12 protein-coding genes are annotated in these 15,269 nt (G+C 67.5%); 3 read left to right on the top strand and 9 right to left on the bottom strand.

What is annotated here, in order from left to right; all coding sequences use genetic code 11:
- Nucleotides 1-122: 122 nt before the first annotated feature.
- Nucleotides 123-2,261 (top strand): bifunctional 23S rRNA (guanine(2069)-N(7))-methyltransferase RlmK/23S rRNA (guanine(2445)-N(2))-methyltransferase RlmL, encoded by a 2,139-nt coding sequence (gene rlmKL / locus ROV95_RS15440; RefSeq protein WP_134729479.1) that lies wholly within the window; start codon nucleotides 123-125, stop codon nucleotides 2,259-2,261.
- A 155-nt stretch (nucleotides 2,262-2,416) separates the two neighbouring features.
- Here the strand turns inward: rlmKL and ROV95_RS15435 are convergent, their stop codons facing one another.
- From ROV95_RS15435 to ROV95_RS15405, 7 genes are all read right to left on the bottom strand, one after another.
- Nucleotides 2,417-2,746 carry a DUF3325 domain-containing protein gene (locus tag ROV95_RS15435; protein WP_019659066.1) on the bottom strand — a complete coding sequence of 110 codons (330 nt, stop codon included), beginning with the start codon at nucleotides 2,744-2,746 and terminating at the stop codon, nucleotides 2,417-2,419.
- Complete coding sequence (locus ROV95_RS15430; RefSeq protein ID WP_312545198.1) at nucleotides 2,743-4,368, bottom strand: PepSY-associated TM helix domain-containing protein; 1,626 nt, start codon at nucleotides 4,366-4,368, stop codon at nucleotides 2,743-2,745. The genes ROV95_RS15435 and ROV95_RS15430 overlap by 4 nt, the downstream gene beginning before the upstream one ends.
- The gene (locus ROV95_RS15425; RefSeq protein WP_010486186.1) at nucleotides 4,365-4,679 is read right to left on the bottom strand and encodes a DUF3649 domain-containing protein; all 315 of its coding nucleotides are present in this window, start codon (nucleotides 4,677-4,679) and stop codon (nucleotides 4,365-4,367) included. The genes ROV95_RS15430 and ROV95_RS15425 overlap by 4 nt, the downstream gene beginning before the upstream one ends.
- A 106-nt stretch (nucleotides 4,680-4,785) precedes the next feature.
- Nucleotides 4,786-6,984, bottom strand: coding sequence for a TonB-dependent siderophore receptor (locus ROV95_RS15420; protein ID WP_155029219.1), 2,199 nt, complete (start codon nucleotides 6,982-6,984; stop codon nucleotides 4,786-4,788).
- A gap of 271 nt (nucleotides 6,985-7,255) precedes the next feature.
- A complete protein-coding gene (locus ROV95_RS15415) occupies nucleotides 7,256-8,542 on the bottom strand; it encodes a DUF445 family protein (RefSeq protein ID WP_312545195.1) in 1,287 nt (428 codons plus the stop codon).
- A 123-nt stretch (nucleotides 8,543-8,665) separates the two neighbouring features.
- The gene (locus ROV95_RS15410) at nucleotides 8,666-9,544 is read right to left on the bottom strand and encodes a plasmid replication/partition related protein (protein ID WP_155029220.1); all 879 of its coding nucleotides are present in this window, start codon (nucleotides 9,542-9,544) and stop codon (nucleotides 8,666-8,668) included.
- 63 nt (nucleotides 9,545-9,607) lie between these two features.
- Complete coding sequence (locus ROV95_RS15405) at nucleotides 9,608-10,960, bottom strand: aspartate aminotransferase family protein (RefSeq protein ID WP_312545190.1); 1,353 nt, start codon at nucleotides 10,958-10,960, stop codon at nucleotides 9,608-9,610.
- Between the two features lie 103 nt (nucleotides 10,961-11,063).
- Here ROV95_RS15405 and ROV95_RS15400 point away from each other — a divergent pair, with 103 nt between their 5' ends.
- Nucleotides 11,064-12,560, top strand: a complete 1,497-nt coding sequence (locus ROV95_RS15400) for an aldehyde dehydrogenase (protein ID WP_312545189.1) — start codon at nucleotides 11,064-11,066, stop codon at nucleotides 12,558-12,560.
- A gap of 171 nt (nucleotides 12,561-12,731) precedes the next feature.
- On the opposite strand, the gene ROV95_RS15395 is transcribed toward ROV95_RS15400, so the two are convergent.
- Complete coding sequence (locus ROV95_RS15395; protein WP_058979502.1) at nucleotides 12,732-13,373, bottom strand: hypothetical protein; 642 nt, start codon at nucleotides 13,371-13,373, stop codon at nucleotides 12,732-12,734.
- A 147-nt stretch (nucleotides 13,374-13,520) separates the two neighbouring features.
- On the opposite strand from ROV95_RS15395, the gene ROV95_RS15390 reads away from it, so the two are divergent.
- Nucleotides 13,521-14,822, top strand: coding sequence for an MFS transporter (locus ROV95_RS15390; RefSeq protein ID WP_019659058.1), 1,302 nt, complete (start codon nucleotides 13,521-13,523; stop codon nucleotides 14,820-14,822).
- On the opposite strand, the gene ROV95_RS15385 is transcribed toward ROV95_RS15390, so the two are convergent.
- Complete coding sequence (locus ROV95_RS15385) at nucleotides 14,803-15,264, bottom strand: bacteriohemerythrin (protein ID WP_021203550.1); 462 nt, start codon at nucleotides 15,262-15,264, stop codon at nucleotides 14,803-14,805. The genes ROV95_RS15390 and ROV95_RS15385 overlap by 20 nt on opposite strands.
- Nucleotides 15,265-15,269: the final 5 nt, after the last annotated feature.

Genomic DNA, 15,269 nt, shown 5'->3' with positions numbered 1-15,269 from the left:
CCCGCATTGACTACAATGGCAGCCCCGCCGCCCCCGGCGCGGGCCTGCCGGCCGTGCCTACGGCCCTCCTTTCCGACCGGCCCGGCCCCTGTGCCGCGCCCGACCACCTGCGAACCGACCCCGTGAAATTCTTCGTCTCCTGCGCCAAGGGCCTGGAATACCTGCTTGCCGATGAACTGTCGGCCCTGGGCCTTGCCAAGGCCACCGCCACCATTGCCGGCGTCAACGCCGAGGGCGAACTGGCGCAGGCGCTGCGGATCGTGATGTGGTCGCGCCTGGCCAGCCGCGTGCTGTGGCCGATCGCCGAGTTCGACTGCCCGGACGAGCAGGCCCTGTATGACGGCGTGCGTGCGCTGCCGTGGCACGAGCACATCACGCCGGAGATGACCCTGGCGGTGGACGCACACGTGTCCGGTGACAAGATCACCCATGCGCGCTTTGCCGCGCAGCGGATCAAGGACGCCATCGTCGACCGGATGCGTGATGAAGGCCTGGAGCGCCCCTCGGTCAACACCGACCTGCCCGATGTGCGCGTCAACCTGTCGCTGCGCAAGGGCCGTGCTTCGCTGTCGATCGACCTCGGCGGTGGCCCGCTGCATCGCCGTGGCTGGCGTGGTGCCGCCCACGAGGCGCCGCTGAAGGAAAACCTGGCCGCCGCGCTGCTGCTGCGCGCGCAGTGGCCGCGCCTGCACACCGCCGGAGGCGGCCTGCTGGACCCGATGTGTGGCAGCGGCACGCTGCTGATCGAAGGTGCACTGATGGCCGCCGACGTCGCCCCTGGCCTGATGCGGCATGGCAGCCTGCCGCCGAGCCGTTGGCTGGGCTTCGACAAGGCGGCCTGGAAGTCCATCCAGAGCGAAGCACGCGAGCGCGAAGCGGCCGGCCTGGCCGCGCTGAAGCCGGTCATCCATGGCAGCGATATCGACCCGGCCGCGATCCAGGCCGCCCGCGAGAATGCAGAGGTTGCCGGCGTCGCCCACGCGATCCGCTTCACCCGCGCCGATGTCGCCGACCTGGCCGCGCCCGAACAGGAGATCGGAGCGGTGGTCTGTAACCCGCCGTACGACGAACGCCTGGCTGCCGATCCGGCGTTGTACCGTGCACTGGGCAATGCCCTGCAGAAGGCCGTGCCGCAGTGGCGTGCCAGCCTGCTGTGCGGCAATGACGAGCTGGCCTTCGCCACTGGCCTGCGCGCCAGCAAGAAGTACCAGATGTTCAACGGTGCGCTGGAATGCGCGCTGATCGTCTGCGATCCGATTGCCGTGCCGGGTCGTGATCCGGCACAGCCGCGCGAGCTGAGCGAAGGCGCGCAGATGGTGGCCAACCGGCTGCGCAAGAACCTGAAGAAGTTCAAGAGCTGGCGTGCCCGCGAGGACATCACCTGCTTCCGCGCCTACGACGCCGACCTGCCGGAGTACGCGGCGGCCATTGATGTCTACGAGGAAGACGGGGGCAAGCGCCGCACCTTCCTGCATGTGCAGGAGTACGCGGCACCGGCGGCGATTCCCGAGAACGACGTGCGCCGCCGCCGCAACGAGCTGCTGGCCGCCGCGCGCGAAGTATTCGGCGTGCCGCCGGAGCAGGTGTCGATGAAGTCGCGCGAGCGCGGCAAGGGCGGCAGCAAGTACGGCCGCTTCGAGCAGCGTGACGAGTTCATCGTGGTGCGCGAGAACCATGCACTGCTGCAGGTGAACCTGTTCGACTACCTGGACACCGGCCTGTTCCTTGACCATCGCCCGCTGCGCCGGATGATGGCCGAGCAGGTGCGTGGCAAGCGTTTCCTGAACCTGTTCTGCTACACCGGCGTGGCCAGCGTGCAGGCCGCCGTGGCCGGTGCCGCCAGCACCACCAGCGTCGACCTGTCGGCCACCTACCTGCAGTGGTGCTACGACAACCTTGCGCTGAACGGGCAGGGGGGCAACCAGCACCTGCTGGTCCAGGCCGACGCGATGGCCTGGCTGGAAGGCGACCGCGGCCAGTACGACGTGATCTTCTGTGATCCACCGACTTTCTCCAACTCCGCCCGCGCCGATGATTTCGACGTGCAGCGCGAACAGGTGAAGCTGCTGCGGGCGGCGGTGGCCCGGCTGGCACCGGGTGGCGTGCTGTACTTCTCCAACAACTTCCGCCGCTTCAAGCTGGAAGAGAACGCCATCGCCGAATTCGCCCAGTGCCGCGAGATCACCGCACGCACCATCGGTCCGGATTTCGAGCGCAACGCGCGCATCCACCGCGCATGGGAACTGAAGCGGCTGGGGTAAGCCCGGTAGTGCCGGCCGCTGGCCGGCAACGGTGTCAGATCCGCAAAGGGTTCATGAGGTGCCGGCCAGCGGCCGGCACTACCCCTGTCTGGCCGGTGGATCCACGCCATGCCTGGATGGTTGTTCAGTAGATCCACGCCATGCGTGGATGGAGGTTACAGCAACGCCACCACCAGCCCCAGCGCCGGCAGCGTGATCGCCAGCGGTGCGATCCACTTCGGCCGGTACGGATACAGCCCGAACGACAGTGCCACGCCGCACATGGTCATTGCGCCCAGCCACAGCACCGGGCCCATCGCCCAGCCGTGATCGGCCACGCACAACGCGAACGCCACCGTCAGCAGGGCCCAGCCCAGCACCCGCCACTGCGTGCGCCGTGCCGGGCTGGCCGCAGCCTTGCCGTGCAGGTCGTACTGGTGTCTTTCCATCGCCAGCGACAGCGCGGTGAACGCGGAAAACGACAGGGTCAACGCCAGCAGCATCATGCACTGGCCTCCGCTTCGGCGGTTTCGACCACAGCCACTGGCGCCGCAGCCGCCGCACGCTTCTTCTTCTCGGCCGCGCTCAGCGGTGGCGTCCAGCGCTGCATGCGCCAGCCGCACATCGCCAGCATTGCGCCGAAGACGATCATCGAAAGATCGACGCCGGCCAGTACCCAGTCGCCGTTGCGCAGGGTGTTGCCCAGGTGCGCATGCGTGGTCAACGCATTGACCACCGGCACCAGTGCGAACGCGGCCGCGCCCAGGTAGAGCTGCCACGCCCACATCATTCGCTTCGGCCAGATGAAGGCGGCCAGCAGCGCGCCGGCCCAAGCGTAGAAGAATACGTTGGCCTCCGCACTCGAGCGCTCGGCGATGTCCAGCGGCAGCAGGCGGTTGCCCCAGAAGTACGCCGCGAAGGCGATCGGCAGGCCAGCCACGGTGCCGATGTTGAGCGCATCGACCAAGCGAAGGCCGAAGCCGGTGCGTCCACTCTTGGCATGCTTCGGTCGTTCCTTCACCGCCCACAGCACCACGCCGCTGGCGACCATCAGGCAGCCCACCAGACCGGACAGGAAGAACAGTGCACGCAGGCCCCAGTCCGCAAAACGCGCCAGGTGCAGGCCGTACAGCACACCACGGGTGGCGGTGGCACCGCCCGATGGCGGCGTTTCCTCAAGCAGAGCACCGCTGACCATGTCGTAACGCACGGCCGGGGTGTCGATGGACAGGCGCTTGCCATCGCGCTGGCGGATGTCGATCACCGCATTGGCCGCCCCCGGATTGGACACGGTGAAACCGGCCACCTCCACGCCGTGCCAATGCGCGCGTGCGCTGTCCAGCAACTGTGCGATCGGCAGCGGCGTGGCGCGGCCCTCGGCGGGCGAGGTCACTTCCGGAAGGCCGCCGAAAGCCTCGCTGATGAATTTGTCCTCGTCCTGGGGGTAGGCGACCTTCACTCCCCACGGCAGGTACATGATCATCAGGGTGACGATGCCGGTGTAGGTGATCATGGCGTGGTACGGCAGCGCCATCACCGCGCTGACGTTGTGGAAGTCGAGCCAGGAGCGCAGGCCCTTGTCCTTGCGGAAGGTGAAGAAGTCCTTGAAGATCTTCTTGTGGGTGATCACGCCGGTGATGATCGCCACCAGCATGAACATCGCGCAGAACCCGACCAGGTAGCGCGCCCAGTACACCGGGATGTAGTGCAGATCGAAGTGCAGGCGGTAGAAGAAGTCGCCTCCACGGGTCTCGCGCGCCTTCAGTGCCTGGCCGCTGTTCGGGTCCAGCGTGGCGTCGCCGAAGCCACCGCGGCGGCCACGGCTGGGGTCGGCCAGTTCCGGTGGCAGCCGCCAGAACATCTGCATGGCCGGGTTGCGCGGCTGCGGCAGGGTGACGAACCAGTTCTCGGCGTGGCTCGCATTGGCCTGCAGGTAGTCCACCGCGCGCTGCGCGGCGACGTCGATGCTGACGTTGCTGGACGGCAGCTCCGGGCGCATCCAGCGGCTGATTTCTTCACGGTAGTAGCTGGCCGTGCCGGCCATGAAAATCAGCAGCAGCAACCAGCCGACCAGCAGGCCGGTCCAGGTGTGCAGCCAGGCCATCGACTGGCGGAATCCGTTCTTCATGCCCAGGCCCCCAGCATGCGCGCGATGGCAGCCATCAGCAGGGCGGGAGCGAGAATGCCGACCCACGCACGCAGCGCGCTGCGGGTGGCGAACGCCCACAACGCCGCGCAGGCGGCGACCAGGATCGCCAGCAGCATGCCGGTCAGCACGGTCTGGCCGCGCGCGCCGGGCAGCGCCACCGCGCAGAACACGCTGGTCACCGAGGCCAGCGCATAGCCGCCGAAGATCGCGGCCAACGAACGTGACAGCACGCCCCAGCGCGGGTTGGAGAAGAAGGTGCGGGGGCTGGCGGTTGCGGGCGAGCGGTCCACGGCGTTCCTGCAGGTTTCAGTGGAAGAGGGCCGGCGCACCGCAGTGCGCCGGAGGAGGCCATCCCTGGCCTGGCACCGGTCGCAGAACCGGTGCCATCCATCAGGGTCAGAGCTTCCAGCGCAGCGTCACGGTGACATTGCGTGGTTCGCCCCAGTACACGCCGTTGTAGAAACCGACGTTGTTGAAATACTTCTTGTCCAGCAGGTTGTTGATGTTCAGCTGGGCGCTGAAGTTCTCGTTGAAGCGGTAGCCGCCGGCGAGGTTGACCAGGTAGAACGCGTCCTGGGTGATCCTGGCCTTGCTGCGGTCGGGTTTGGTGCTGGTGTTCCAGATGCTGCTCTGCCAGGTCACGCCACCACCCAGCCAGAAGCGGCCGTCGATACCGCCAGGGCGCCAGCTGGTGTTGAGCCGGAAGGTATCCTGCGGGGCGGTGGTCCGCTGCAGCACGCCGTCCTTGTTGCGGATGACGGTGTGGGCGAAACCGGTCGAGACGTTCCACTGCTCGCCGATGCTGCCCTGGGTTTCGATCTCCCAGCCCTTGACCTTGTTGCCCTTGCCGGTGGAGCGGTAGGCCTGGCTGCCGTCGGGCAGCGAGTTCACCGGCACCGAATCATCGATCTCGGCGACGTTGTCCTGCTTGCCCTCGAACACGGCGGCCGAGGCATTGAGCAGGCCGCCGAAGAACTCGGCCTTGACGCCTGCTTCGTACATGTTGCCGACCACCGGCTCCAGGTAGTTGCCATTGCGGTCGCGGTAGTTCTGCGGCTTGAAGATGTCGGTGTAGCTGACATAGCCGCTGAAGATCGAATTGAAGTCGAAGACCAGGCCGGCATACGGGGTGAGCATGTCGTCCGGCCTGTAGCCGGTGCGGGTGGTGCGATTGCGGTTGCCATTGGCATCGTAGCCATAGGCCCAGCTGCGGGTTTCCCAGCTGCCGTAGCGCGCGCCTGCCACCGCCAGCAGCGGGTCGGCCAGGCGCAGCCGCGCGGCAACGTAGGCTGCGCGCTGGCGCAGTTCATTCTGCGAAGACAGCCTGCCCAGGCGGGTCACCGGCAGCACCGGCACATTGCCGGTCCAGTGGCGCCAGTCCGGCACCACGGCATAGGCATCGTCGTAGTCGAAGTCCATGCCTTCCGACTCGCCCTTGCGCACCGACTGGCCCAGGCCGAACACCAGTTCGTGCTCGCGACCGAACAGCTGGAACGGGCCGCCGACGTTGACGTCGAACACGTCCATCGTGCTGTGCTCGTTGAAGTGAGAGATGTAGGCGGTGACGCCGGTTCCATCGGCACGCGGATTGCCGGCGGCGCCGTACCAGACGCTGCCGTCGGTATCACGCACGGCGTGGCTGATATTGCCCTTCACCGACCAGCCGTTGCCGAGCTGCTGCTCCAGCCGCGCGAAGCTGGTCTTCTCCACGATCGGCCAGGCGCTCCACGAGGCCGACAGGTTGGTCGAGCGAGGCAGGTTGGCTGGCGTGCCATCGGCGCCCCAGTACGGCACCACGCCCCAGGTCACGCCGGTGGTACGCGGCGACTGGTATTCGTAGCCCACTTCGAACAGCGTGCTGTCGCTCAGGTCGGCCTGCACGATGCCGTAGAACACATCCTTGTCGAGCGAATAGACATCACGGAATGAATCGCTCTGCTGCTTGGCCGCGACCACGCGCGCACGGATGCGGCCGTCCCAGGCAACCGGACCACCGAGATCGGCTTCCAGGCGGCGGTTGCCCCAGCGTCCCACGGTGAGGTTGGCGCCCATCTGGAAGGTGTCGGTGGGGCGCTTGCGGATCATGCTGATGGTGCCGGAGGGATCGCCGGCGCCGGTGGTCAGGCCGGTGGCGCCACGGATCACCTCGATACGCTCGTAGATCACGCTGTCGGTGTTGGTCTTGACCGAGCCACCGAACGTGTTGAGCATGCCGTCGATCTGGAAATTGTCGATGGTGTAGCCGCGCGAAACATAGTTGATGCGCTCGCTGTCGGTGACCGACACGCTGACGCCGGTCACCTGGCCCATCACGTCCGACAGCGAGAACAGGCCCATGTCGTCCAGGCGCTGGCGGGTGATCACGGTCACCGACTGTGGCGTCTCGCGCAACGACAGGTCCAGCCTGGTCGCGCTGCGCGCGTTCTTCACCGTGTAGCTGTTCGGAATCTCGCCATCGGCGGTCACCTTCACGGTGTCCAGCGTGCGCGCGGAAGATTCAGCGGTGCCGTCGGCGTGTGCCAGCGGAGCGATCATCAGTGCGGTCACGGCCAGGGCCAGCAGAGAGGGACGAGGAAGGTTGAGCGGCATTGCCATCGGTGCGATTCCATGCAGGACGAAACAGGCGATGGAATGCGCAGACGCAGCAACCGCGCGCTCCGCGCACGTCGCCCAGCGAGTCCCATCGACGGTGCGCCACCCGCGCAGTGCGGGCGACCCGGTAGTCGGGGGATGTACACGGGCGAAGGGGCGGGTGGGTGCGTGCTTCCGTGCCCCGCTTGGCTAAGCGTACAACCGATTAGCAAATGATAGGCATTCGCATTTAGTTAATCAAGCGTGACGGCACCCGCTCCCGTGCAGGGAGGCTTCAGAAGTGGAAAAGGACCGTCGCAGCGTGCAGCAGCAGGCCGATCAGCCCGCCGACCAGGGTGCCGTTGAAGCGGATGAACTGCAGGTCACGGCCCACGCTCAGTTCCAGCTGTTCGACCAGGTGCCGCTCGTCCCAGCCCTTCACGGTCTGCGCGATATGCGTGGTGACGCCCTCGCGCAGGCGCCCGGTCAGGCGCTGCGCACCTTCCATCAGATGCTGGTTCAGTGCCTCGCGCAGCGCCGGGTCGGCCTGCAGGCTGGCACCGAGCGAACCCAGGCTGCGCTGCAGGTGGCCGACCAGCGCCGAATCCTCGCGCTGCAGGTCCGCCCGCAGGCTGGCGTGGATGCGCGCCCACAGCCCCTGCACGTACTCCTGCAGGGCCGGGTGGTCGATCATGTCCTGCTTGAGCTGCTCGATGCGCTCGGCCAGCGCCGGATCCTCGCGCAGGCGCTGCACGTAGTTCTGCAACCAGGTCTCGTAGTCCTGGCGCAGCGGATGCTGCGGCTCGGCCAGCACCTGCTGCAGCTCTTCCAGCACCGCGCGGGCCAGGCGTTCGGCCAGGCTGTCGCCGATCTCGTCGATCGGCTTGACCCAGTTCACCGTGCTCGACAGCGTCGGCCATTCGCGCTGGATGTAACGCACGATCAGCTGCGAGGCGCGCTCCTTCACTTCCGGCTGCTCCAGCCAGCGTCCCAGGCGCTGCAGGCCCTCGTCCAGCACGCGCTGGTGGCGCCCATCGGCGGTCAGCAGGGCCAGCAGCTCACCGGCGGTGGCGGCGGCATTCCACTGCCGCAGCTGCTGCACCACAAAGGCGTGCAGCTGCCGGCGCACGGCGGTTTCGTCGAAGAAATCCAGCGCCTGCAGCGCCCAGCCGCGGGCCATGTCGGCCAGCATGCGCGAGCGTGCCGGGTCGGCCAGCCAGCTGCCGAGGCGGCTGGCCGGATCGAACACCTGCAGCTTGGCCAGCAGCACACCCGGCTCCAGGAACTGGTCGCGCACGAACAGCGCCAGGCTGTCGCCGATGCGTTCCTTGCTGCGCGGGATGATCGCGGTGTGCGGAATCGGCAGGCCCATTGGCCGCCGGAACAGCGCAACGACTGCGAACCAGTCGGCCAGCGCGCCGACCGCAGCAGCCTCGCAGAAGGCCGAAACCCAGGCCCAGATGCCGCGTTCGCCGTGCCAATGGCTGACCGCGAATCCGGCCAGCATCAACAGCAGCAGGCCCAGTGCGAGGGCTTTCAGGCGCCGCAGCTGGGCGCGGCGCGGATCGTGGGCAGGCGTCATTGCACGAGTCTAACCGCAGCCCGGTGATGCCTGCCTGTAGAGCCGAGCCCATGCTCGGCTGCCTTGCGCGCGGCAAACCGCAGCCGAGCATGGGCTCGGCTCTACATGAGAGGTTCGCGTTTTTTAAAGCGCTTCCAGCTGCTTGCGCAGCGCGGCCAGCTGCGCGCGCAGGGTGTCGTTCTCGCGGGTCAACGCGACCACGCGGCGGCGCAGGGCCGGGGCATCCTCGCCCAGCTGTTCCAGCGCCAACAGCACTTCGGCATCGCGGCTGGCGATCTCGTCCTCATTTGCCTCCTCGAAATCCATCTCGGCTGCTTCCGGCTTCGGCGCGCGCGGCTTGCGCTTGGACTCGCGCACGCGCTTGGCGGCCTGCTTCAGCTCGTCCTTGCCACCGGCGGCGGCAGCGCGCTGCTCCTCTTCGGGCAGGTCGGCCACGGCCGCAGCGGCGCTGATCGAGATCACGCCGGCCTTCACCGCCTCCACCACTTCGGGTGCAGCCTGGGCATGGATGCGCTCGATCATGCCGACCTGGCTGGTACTCAGCTTGGCTTCGCGGGCCAGCTCAGCACGGCTGAGCTTCGGGGCCGGCTCCCACGGCGGGCTGTCTTCGCCGCCTTCGTCGGTGATGTCCGCGGTGCCGTCGCTCTCGCGCTGCAGCTGCGCCTGCTCGATCTGCTTGCGGGCGGCCAGGATGTCGCGCTTGCGCAGCGCCAGCACGCCGCGCTGGAAGTCGGACACGCTGCGACGGCCCAGGTGCTGCTCGATCATCCACAGGTGCACGTCTTCCATGCTCTGGAAGCGGGTGTTCTGTACGGTGTTGAAGGGCAGGCCATGCTTCTGGCAGATGCCGAAGCGGTTGTGGCCGTCGACCAGTACGTTGCCCCACAGGACCAGCGCGTCGCGACAGCCCTCGGCCAGGATGCTGCGCTCCAGCGCGTCATGTTCGTCCGCAGTCAGCGGGTCGATATAGGCCTTGAGTTCTTCTTTGACGACGATATCCATGGGCACGGCAGCGAGCAGGAGCGGAACCGCCCATTGTACCCGCTCGCCGCCGCCGGCCAGGGCTCAGGCGGTGGCCCGGATCATCTCGCCCAGCGTGCCGGTGATCTGGTCGATCTGCGCCTTGTCCACGATCAGCGGGGGCGACAGCGCGATGATGTCACCGGTACAGCGCACCAGCAGCCGGCCATCGTGGAAGCAGCGCCGGAACACCTCGTAGCCGCGGCTGCCGGGCATGTCCCGGCGTGGCGCCAACTCGACCGCCCCGACCAGCCCGAAGTTGCGGATGTCGATCACGTTGGGCAGGCCCTGCAGCGCATGCAGCCGTTCCTGCCAGTATTCGCCCAGTTCGATGGTCCGCTCGAACAGGCGCTCCTCGGCGTAGACCTCCAGAGTGGCCAGCGCGGCCGCACAGGCCAGCGGGTGACCAGAGTAGGTATAGCCGTGGAACAGCTCGATGGCCTGCGGTGGCGCCTGCATCAGCGTAGCGTGCACCGCATCGCTGGCCAGCACGCCGCCCAGCGGCACCGCGCCGTTGCTGACCGCCTTGGCGAAGGTCAGCAGGTCGGGGGTGACCCCGAAGCGCTGTGCGGCGAAGGGCATGCCGACCCTGCCGAAGCCGGTGATGACCTCATCGAACACCAGCAGGATGCCGTGGTGATCGCACAGCTCGCGCAGGCGCTGCAGGTAGCCCGGCGCCGGCAGGATGACCCCGGCGGACCCAGCGATGGGCTCGACGAAGACCGCCGCGATGGTCGAGGCGTCATGCAGCGCGATCAGCCGCTCCAGGTCGTCGGCCAGTTCAGCGCCCTGGCGCGGCAGGCCCCTGCTGAATGCATTGCGCTGCAGGTCCAGGGTGTGGCGCAGGTAGTCCACGCCGCCCAGCTGCAGGCCGAACGCCCTGCGGTTGTTGGGCAAGCCGCCTAGTGCCATGCCGCCGAAGCCGACGCCGTGGTAGGCCTTCTCGCGGCTGATGAAGCGCGTGCGCTGGCCCTCGCCGCGCTGGCGGTGGTAGGCCAGCACGATCTTCATCGCGGTATCCACCGCCTCCGAGCCGGAGCTGGTGAAGAACACATGGTTCAGGGGCGTTGGTGCCAATGCGGCCAGCCGCTGCGCCAGCGCGAATGCCGGCGGCGAGCCCATCTGGAAGGCGGGCGAGTAATCCAGCGTGCGTGCCTGATCGACGATGGCCTCGACGATGCGCGGCCGCGCGTGGCCGGCGTTGCAGCACCACAGGCCGGCGGTACCGTCGAGGATCTGGCGGCCGTCGACATCCTCGTAGTGCATGCCCTCGGCACGCACCAGCACACGCGGCGCCGCCTTATACTGGCGGTTGGAGGTGAACGGCATCCAGTACGCCTCCAGTGATTCCGGGCGCTGGGTAGCAAGGTCGTGCAGGTCGCTTCCGGGACGCTTCATGCCAGCTCCGTCGGGTCCGATGGGGGAAATGTAGCGCAGCCACGTCACGGTGAAGTCGCGGTCGCGCCGGTATAACCGGGGAAACTGTTCCGTGGAGCCCGACATGGCCGACTTTCCCCACCGCAGCCACTGGCAGGCGTTGTCGCAGCAGCTTTCGATGCCCGGCCAGGCCTTCATCGATGGCCGCTACACCGACGCCGCCAGCGGCGCCCGCTTCGACTGCATCAGCCCCATCGATGGCCGTGTGCTCGCGGCGGTCGCCGACTGCGATGCACAGGACGTGGAGCGCGCAGTGCTGGCGGCGCGGCGTGCCTTTGATGCGGGCCACTGGTCGCAGGCCAGCCCGGCGCATCGCAAGCGCGTGTTGCTGGCGCTGGCCGCGCTGGTGGAGAAGCACGCCGATGAGCTGGCGCTGCTGGAAACCCTGGATATGGGCAAGCCGGTGCGCGACGCACGCCGTATCGACCTGCCCGGCGTGGTGCGCTGCCTGGCCTGGACCGCCGAAGCGGTGGACAAGCTGTACGGGGAAATCGCGCCGACCGGCCCACACGAGCTGGGGCTGGTCACGCGCGAGCCTGCCGGCGTGGTGGCGGCGGTCGTGCCATGGAATTTCCCGTTGCTGATGGCCTGCTGGAAGATCGCGCCGGCACTGGCGATGGGCAATTCGGTGGTCCTCAAGCCGTCCGAGCGTTCGCCACTGTCGGCGTTGCGGCTGGCGGCGCTGGCGGCCGAGGCGGGCCTGCCGGACGGAGTGCTGAACGTGCTGCCCGGCCATGGTGCGCGCGTGGGCGAGCCCTTGGCGCTGCACATGGATGTGGACGTGCTGGCCTTCACCGGTTCCACCGCCACCGGTGCGAAGCTGCTGGAGTATGCAGGACGGTCCAACCTCAAGCGGGTCTGGCTGGAATGCGGTGGCAAGAGCCCCCACCTGGTGTTCGCCGACGCGCCGGACCTGGACGCAGCGGCCAAGGCCGTGGCGCAGGGCATCTTCTTCAACCAGGGCGAAGTCTGCACCGCTGGCTCGCGGCTGCTGGTGCAGCGCTCGATCCGTGAGGACTTCGTGCACCAGGTGATTGCCTATGGCCAGCACATGCAGCCCCGCCATCCACTGGAGGCCGATGCACCGATGGGTGCGCTGGTCGACGCCGCGCACGTGGACAAGGTGCTGGCCGATATCGCCCGTGCCGAAGGCGAGGGCGCTCGTCTGCTGATGGGGGGCCATCGGGCCGAGGTGGAGTCCGGCGGCTGCTACGTGCAGCCCACGGTGTTCGACCAGGTGCGTCCGGACCACGCGTTGGCACGCGAGGAAGTGTTCGGGCCAATGCTGGCCGTGCTTGGTTTCGACGACGAGGTCGAAGCGGTGCGCGTGGCCAATGACAGCCGCTATGGATTGGCGGCGGGCCTGTGGACGCGTGACCTGGGCCGCGCCCATCGTGTCGCACGCCAGCTGCGCGCCGGCAGCGTCTGGGTGAACGGCTGGGACGGTGGTGACATGACCGCCCCGTTCGGTGGCTACAAGCAGTCCGGCAACGGCCGGGACAAATCGCTGCATGCGTTCGACAAGTACAGCGAGATCAAGGCCACCTGGATCCAGTTGTAACGACGCGCCCGCCGAGCGCTTTTCGTAGAGCCGAGCCCCACGCTCGGCTGCTGTTTGCTCTTTGTAGAGTCGAGCCATGCTCGACTGCTCTTCGCGAAATGCAGCCGAGCATGGCTCGGCTCTACAAAATGCGAAAAGCCGTCGAGCAAGCTCGACGCCACAGTAATGCGACTACCGGCAACGCGCGCTCACCTGCAGCACCGCCGCACGCAGCATGTCGCGGTCGGCTTCTTCGACGGCGTTCTGGAAATAGTCCATGTCCTGCTTGCCCAGCTCGCACGGGTCGACGATGTAGCCCGGTGGCCACAAACCCAGCAGTTGCGCGACGCCATGCACGATCTGCTCGGGGGTCATCTGCCGACGGATCGGGAAGTAGTTGCGGCGCGCCGCGAATGCCGGGTGTATCTCGCGGCGACCAATAAGACGCGGAGCGACACCCGCAGCGCTGATGCCGTCACCACCGTCGATGCTGCCCGCAGGCAGACTCAGGATCAGTGGCGCCACCGCAGCCGCGTTTTCCGCGGCAGGCTGGGCGCTGTCTGCCTGCGCAACCGGGGCAGGGCGGGGCATCACCGATGCGGCCGGACGCGTCATCTGTGCGGAGGGCAAGGTGGGCTGCTTGGCTACCGGCGTCGGCAGTTCCGGTGGCAGCCAACGCAGCAAGATCCGTGGGCCGTCGTCGCTGCGCAGTTCGATCCGGCCGCTGTCCAGCAGCCACAGAGCAAGCCCGCCATGCACCAGCAGTACCACCAGCCACGCCGCCATCCGCGGCAGCTTCGGCGAATCGGACCACGACAGCGCGACTGCAGTCATCGGCAAAGCGTCCATGCAGGGACCGGTGGCGCAGCCTAGCGGGTGGCCCGAAAAATTCCGTTGGCATCGGTGTCGGCTGAAACCATCGCCCCGTGCGGCCATCGGCCCGTGGCAGAATCGGGCGATCCGCCGTTACCCGTGTTGCCGATGTCGACGATCACCGCTGCCGCGCCGTCCGTGAATTCCCCCCGTCGTGTCCTGCTGGCCAGCCTGATCGGCACCACCATCGAATTCTTCGACTTCTACATCTACGCCACGGCCGCCGTGCTGGTGTTCCCGCACCTGTTCTTCCCGGACAGCAGCGAGCAGGCGGCGCTGCTGCAGTCACTGGCAACGTTCGCGGTCGCGTTCATCGCGCGCCCGGTGGGCTCGGCAGTGTTCGGCCACTTCGGTGACCGTATCGGCCGCAAGGCCACGCTGGTGGCCGCGCTGCTGACCATGGGCCTGTCCACGGTGCTGATCGGCCTGTTGCCCACCCATGCACAGATTGGCCTGTGGGCCCCCGCGTTGCTGGCGCTGTGCCGCTTCGGCCAGGGCCTGGGGCTGGGTGGCGAGTGGGGCGGGGCGGTGCTGCTGGCCACTGAGAACGCTCCGCCGGGCAAGCGCGCCTGGTACGGCATGTTCCCGCAGCTGGGCGCGCCACTCGGCTTCCTGTTGTCGGCCGGCATCTTCCTGGTGTTGGGCCGTTGCCTGAGCCAGGATGACTTCCTGCAGTGGGGCTGGCGCATTCCGTTCGTGGCCAGCGCGCTGCTGGTCGGCCTTGGCCTGTGGGTGCGCCTGAACATCCACGAGACCCCCGATTTCAGGCAGGCGCTGGAGCGCAAAGCACCGGTGCGGCTGCCGATGTGGACGGTGCTGCGTGACCACCCGGTGCCGATGCTGCTGGGTACCCTGGGCGCGTTCGCCACCTTCGTGCTGTTCTACCTGATGACCGTGTTCAGCCTCGGCCATGGCACGGCGGTGCTGGGTTACAGCCGCGAGCAGTTCCTGCTGATGCAGATGGCCGGCATGCTGTTCTTCGCGCTGGGCATCCCGCTGTCGGCGCGCTATGGCGACCGCTGGGGGACGCGCCGCACCATGATCGTCGCCAGCGTGCTGATTGTCGGCTTCGGCGTGCTGTTCGCACCGCTGTTCCAGCCGCACAGCCCATGGCTGGTCACTGCGTTCCTGTGCCTGGGATTGTTCCTGATGGGGCTGACCTACGGCCCCTGTGGCACCTTCCTGGCCGAAATCTACCCGGTGGAAGTGCGCTACACAGGCGCCTCGCTGTCATTCAACCTGGCCGGCATTCTGGGTGCGGCGCCGGCGCCGTACCTGGCCACCTGGCTGGCGGAACGCTTCGGCCTGGTCGCGGTCGGCTACTACCTGTGCCTGACTGCGGTAGCTACCCTGTGCGCGCTGGTAGCACTGCACAGGCGCGCCCTGCGGCTCAACCAAAGAAGCGCTTGAGCGTGCGCCCCAGCCAGCCGCCACCCTGGTGTTCGCGGGCAAAGTGGTTCAGGTGCGCCTTGACCTGTTCGGCATAGGCCTGGTCATCGCCGCGGATGTGGTTGAACAGCCAGCGCGAGAGCATGGTGCGCAGTTCATCGCTGATGTCCTCGCCGGCCTGGAAGCGCATGCGGTATTCCGATACCCGCTTGATGAAGACCTCGTGCACGCGCTTGTGCGCGGCACAGAACGGATAGCCCGCCTCTTCCATCAGCTCTTCCTCGAACGCGAAGTGCGACAGGGTGTAGTCCACCACTTCGTCGATCACTTCACCCACCGCCGCACGCTGCATGCTGGCCTGTGCCACGTGCAGGTGGTTGAGCATCTCGATGATGCGGCGGTGTTGTTGGTCGATCACATCGATGCCGATGTTCAGATCGTCCTGCCAAACCAGTAGTGCCATCCCCG

Source organism: Stenotrophomonas maltophilia group sp. msm1, assembly GCF_032025805.1.
GTDB classification, from domain to species: domain Bacteria; phylum Pseudomonadota; class Gammaproteobacteria; order Xanthomonadales; family Xanthomonadaceae; genus Stenotrophomonas; species Stenotrophomonas hibiscicola.
Note: the sequence above shows the minus strand (reverse complement) of the source record. Positions and strands in the feature narration are given on the sequence as shown.

What these genes read in the sequence shown, in the direction of transcription:
- ROV95_RS15415 (WP_312545195.1), bottom strand. Translation starts at nt 8,542, where the DNA reads ATGACGCCTGCCCACGATCCGCGCCGCGCCCAGCTGCGGCGCCTGAAA.
- ROV95_RS15435 (WP_019659066.1), bottom strand. Translation starts at nt 2,746, where the DNA reads ATGATGCTGCTGGCGTTGACCCTGTCGTTTTCCGCGTTCACCGCGCTG.
- ROV95_RS15395 (WP_058979502.1), bottom strand. Translation starts at nt 13,373, where the DNA reads ATGACTGCAGTCGCGCTGTCGTGGTCCGATTCGCCGAAGCTGCCGCGG.
- ROV95_RS15390 (WP_019659058.1), top strand. Translation starts at nt 13,521, where the DNA reads ATGTCGACGATCACCGCTGCCGCGCCGTCCGTGAATTCCCCCCGTCGT.
- ROV95_RS15420 (WP_155029219.1), bottom strand. Translation starts at nt 6,984, where the DNA reads ATGGCAATGCCGCTCAACCTTCCTCGTCCCTCTCTGCTGGCCCTGGCC.
- ROV95_RS15405 (WP_312545190.1), bottom strand. Translation starts at nt 10,960, where the DNA reads ATGAAGCGTCCCGGAAGCGACCTGCACGACCTTGCTACCCAGCGCCCG.
- ROV95_RS15400 (WP_312545189.1), top strand. Translation starts at nt 11,064, where the DNA reads ATGGCCGACTTTCCCCACCGCAGCCACTGGCAGGCGTTGTCGCAGCAG.
- ROV95_RS15385 (WP_021203550.1), bottom strand. Translation starts at nt 15,264, where the DNA reads ATGGCACTACTGGTTTGGCAGGACGATCTGAACATCGGCATCGATGTG.
- ROV95_RS15410 (WP_155029220.1), bottom strand. Translation starts at nt 9,544, where the DNA reads ATGGATATCGTCGTCAAAGAAGAACTCAAGGCCTATATCGACCCGCTG.
- ROV95_RS15430 (WP_312545198.1), bottom strand. Translation starts at nt 4,368, where the DNA reads ATGAAGAACGGATTCCGCCAGTCGATGGCCTGGCTGCACACCTGGACC.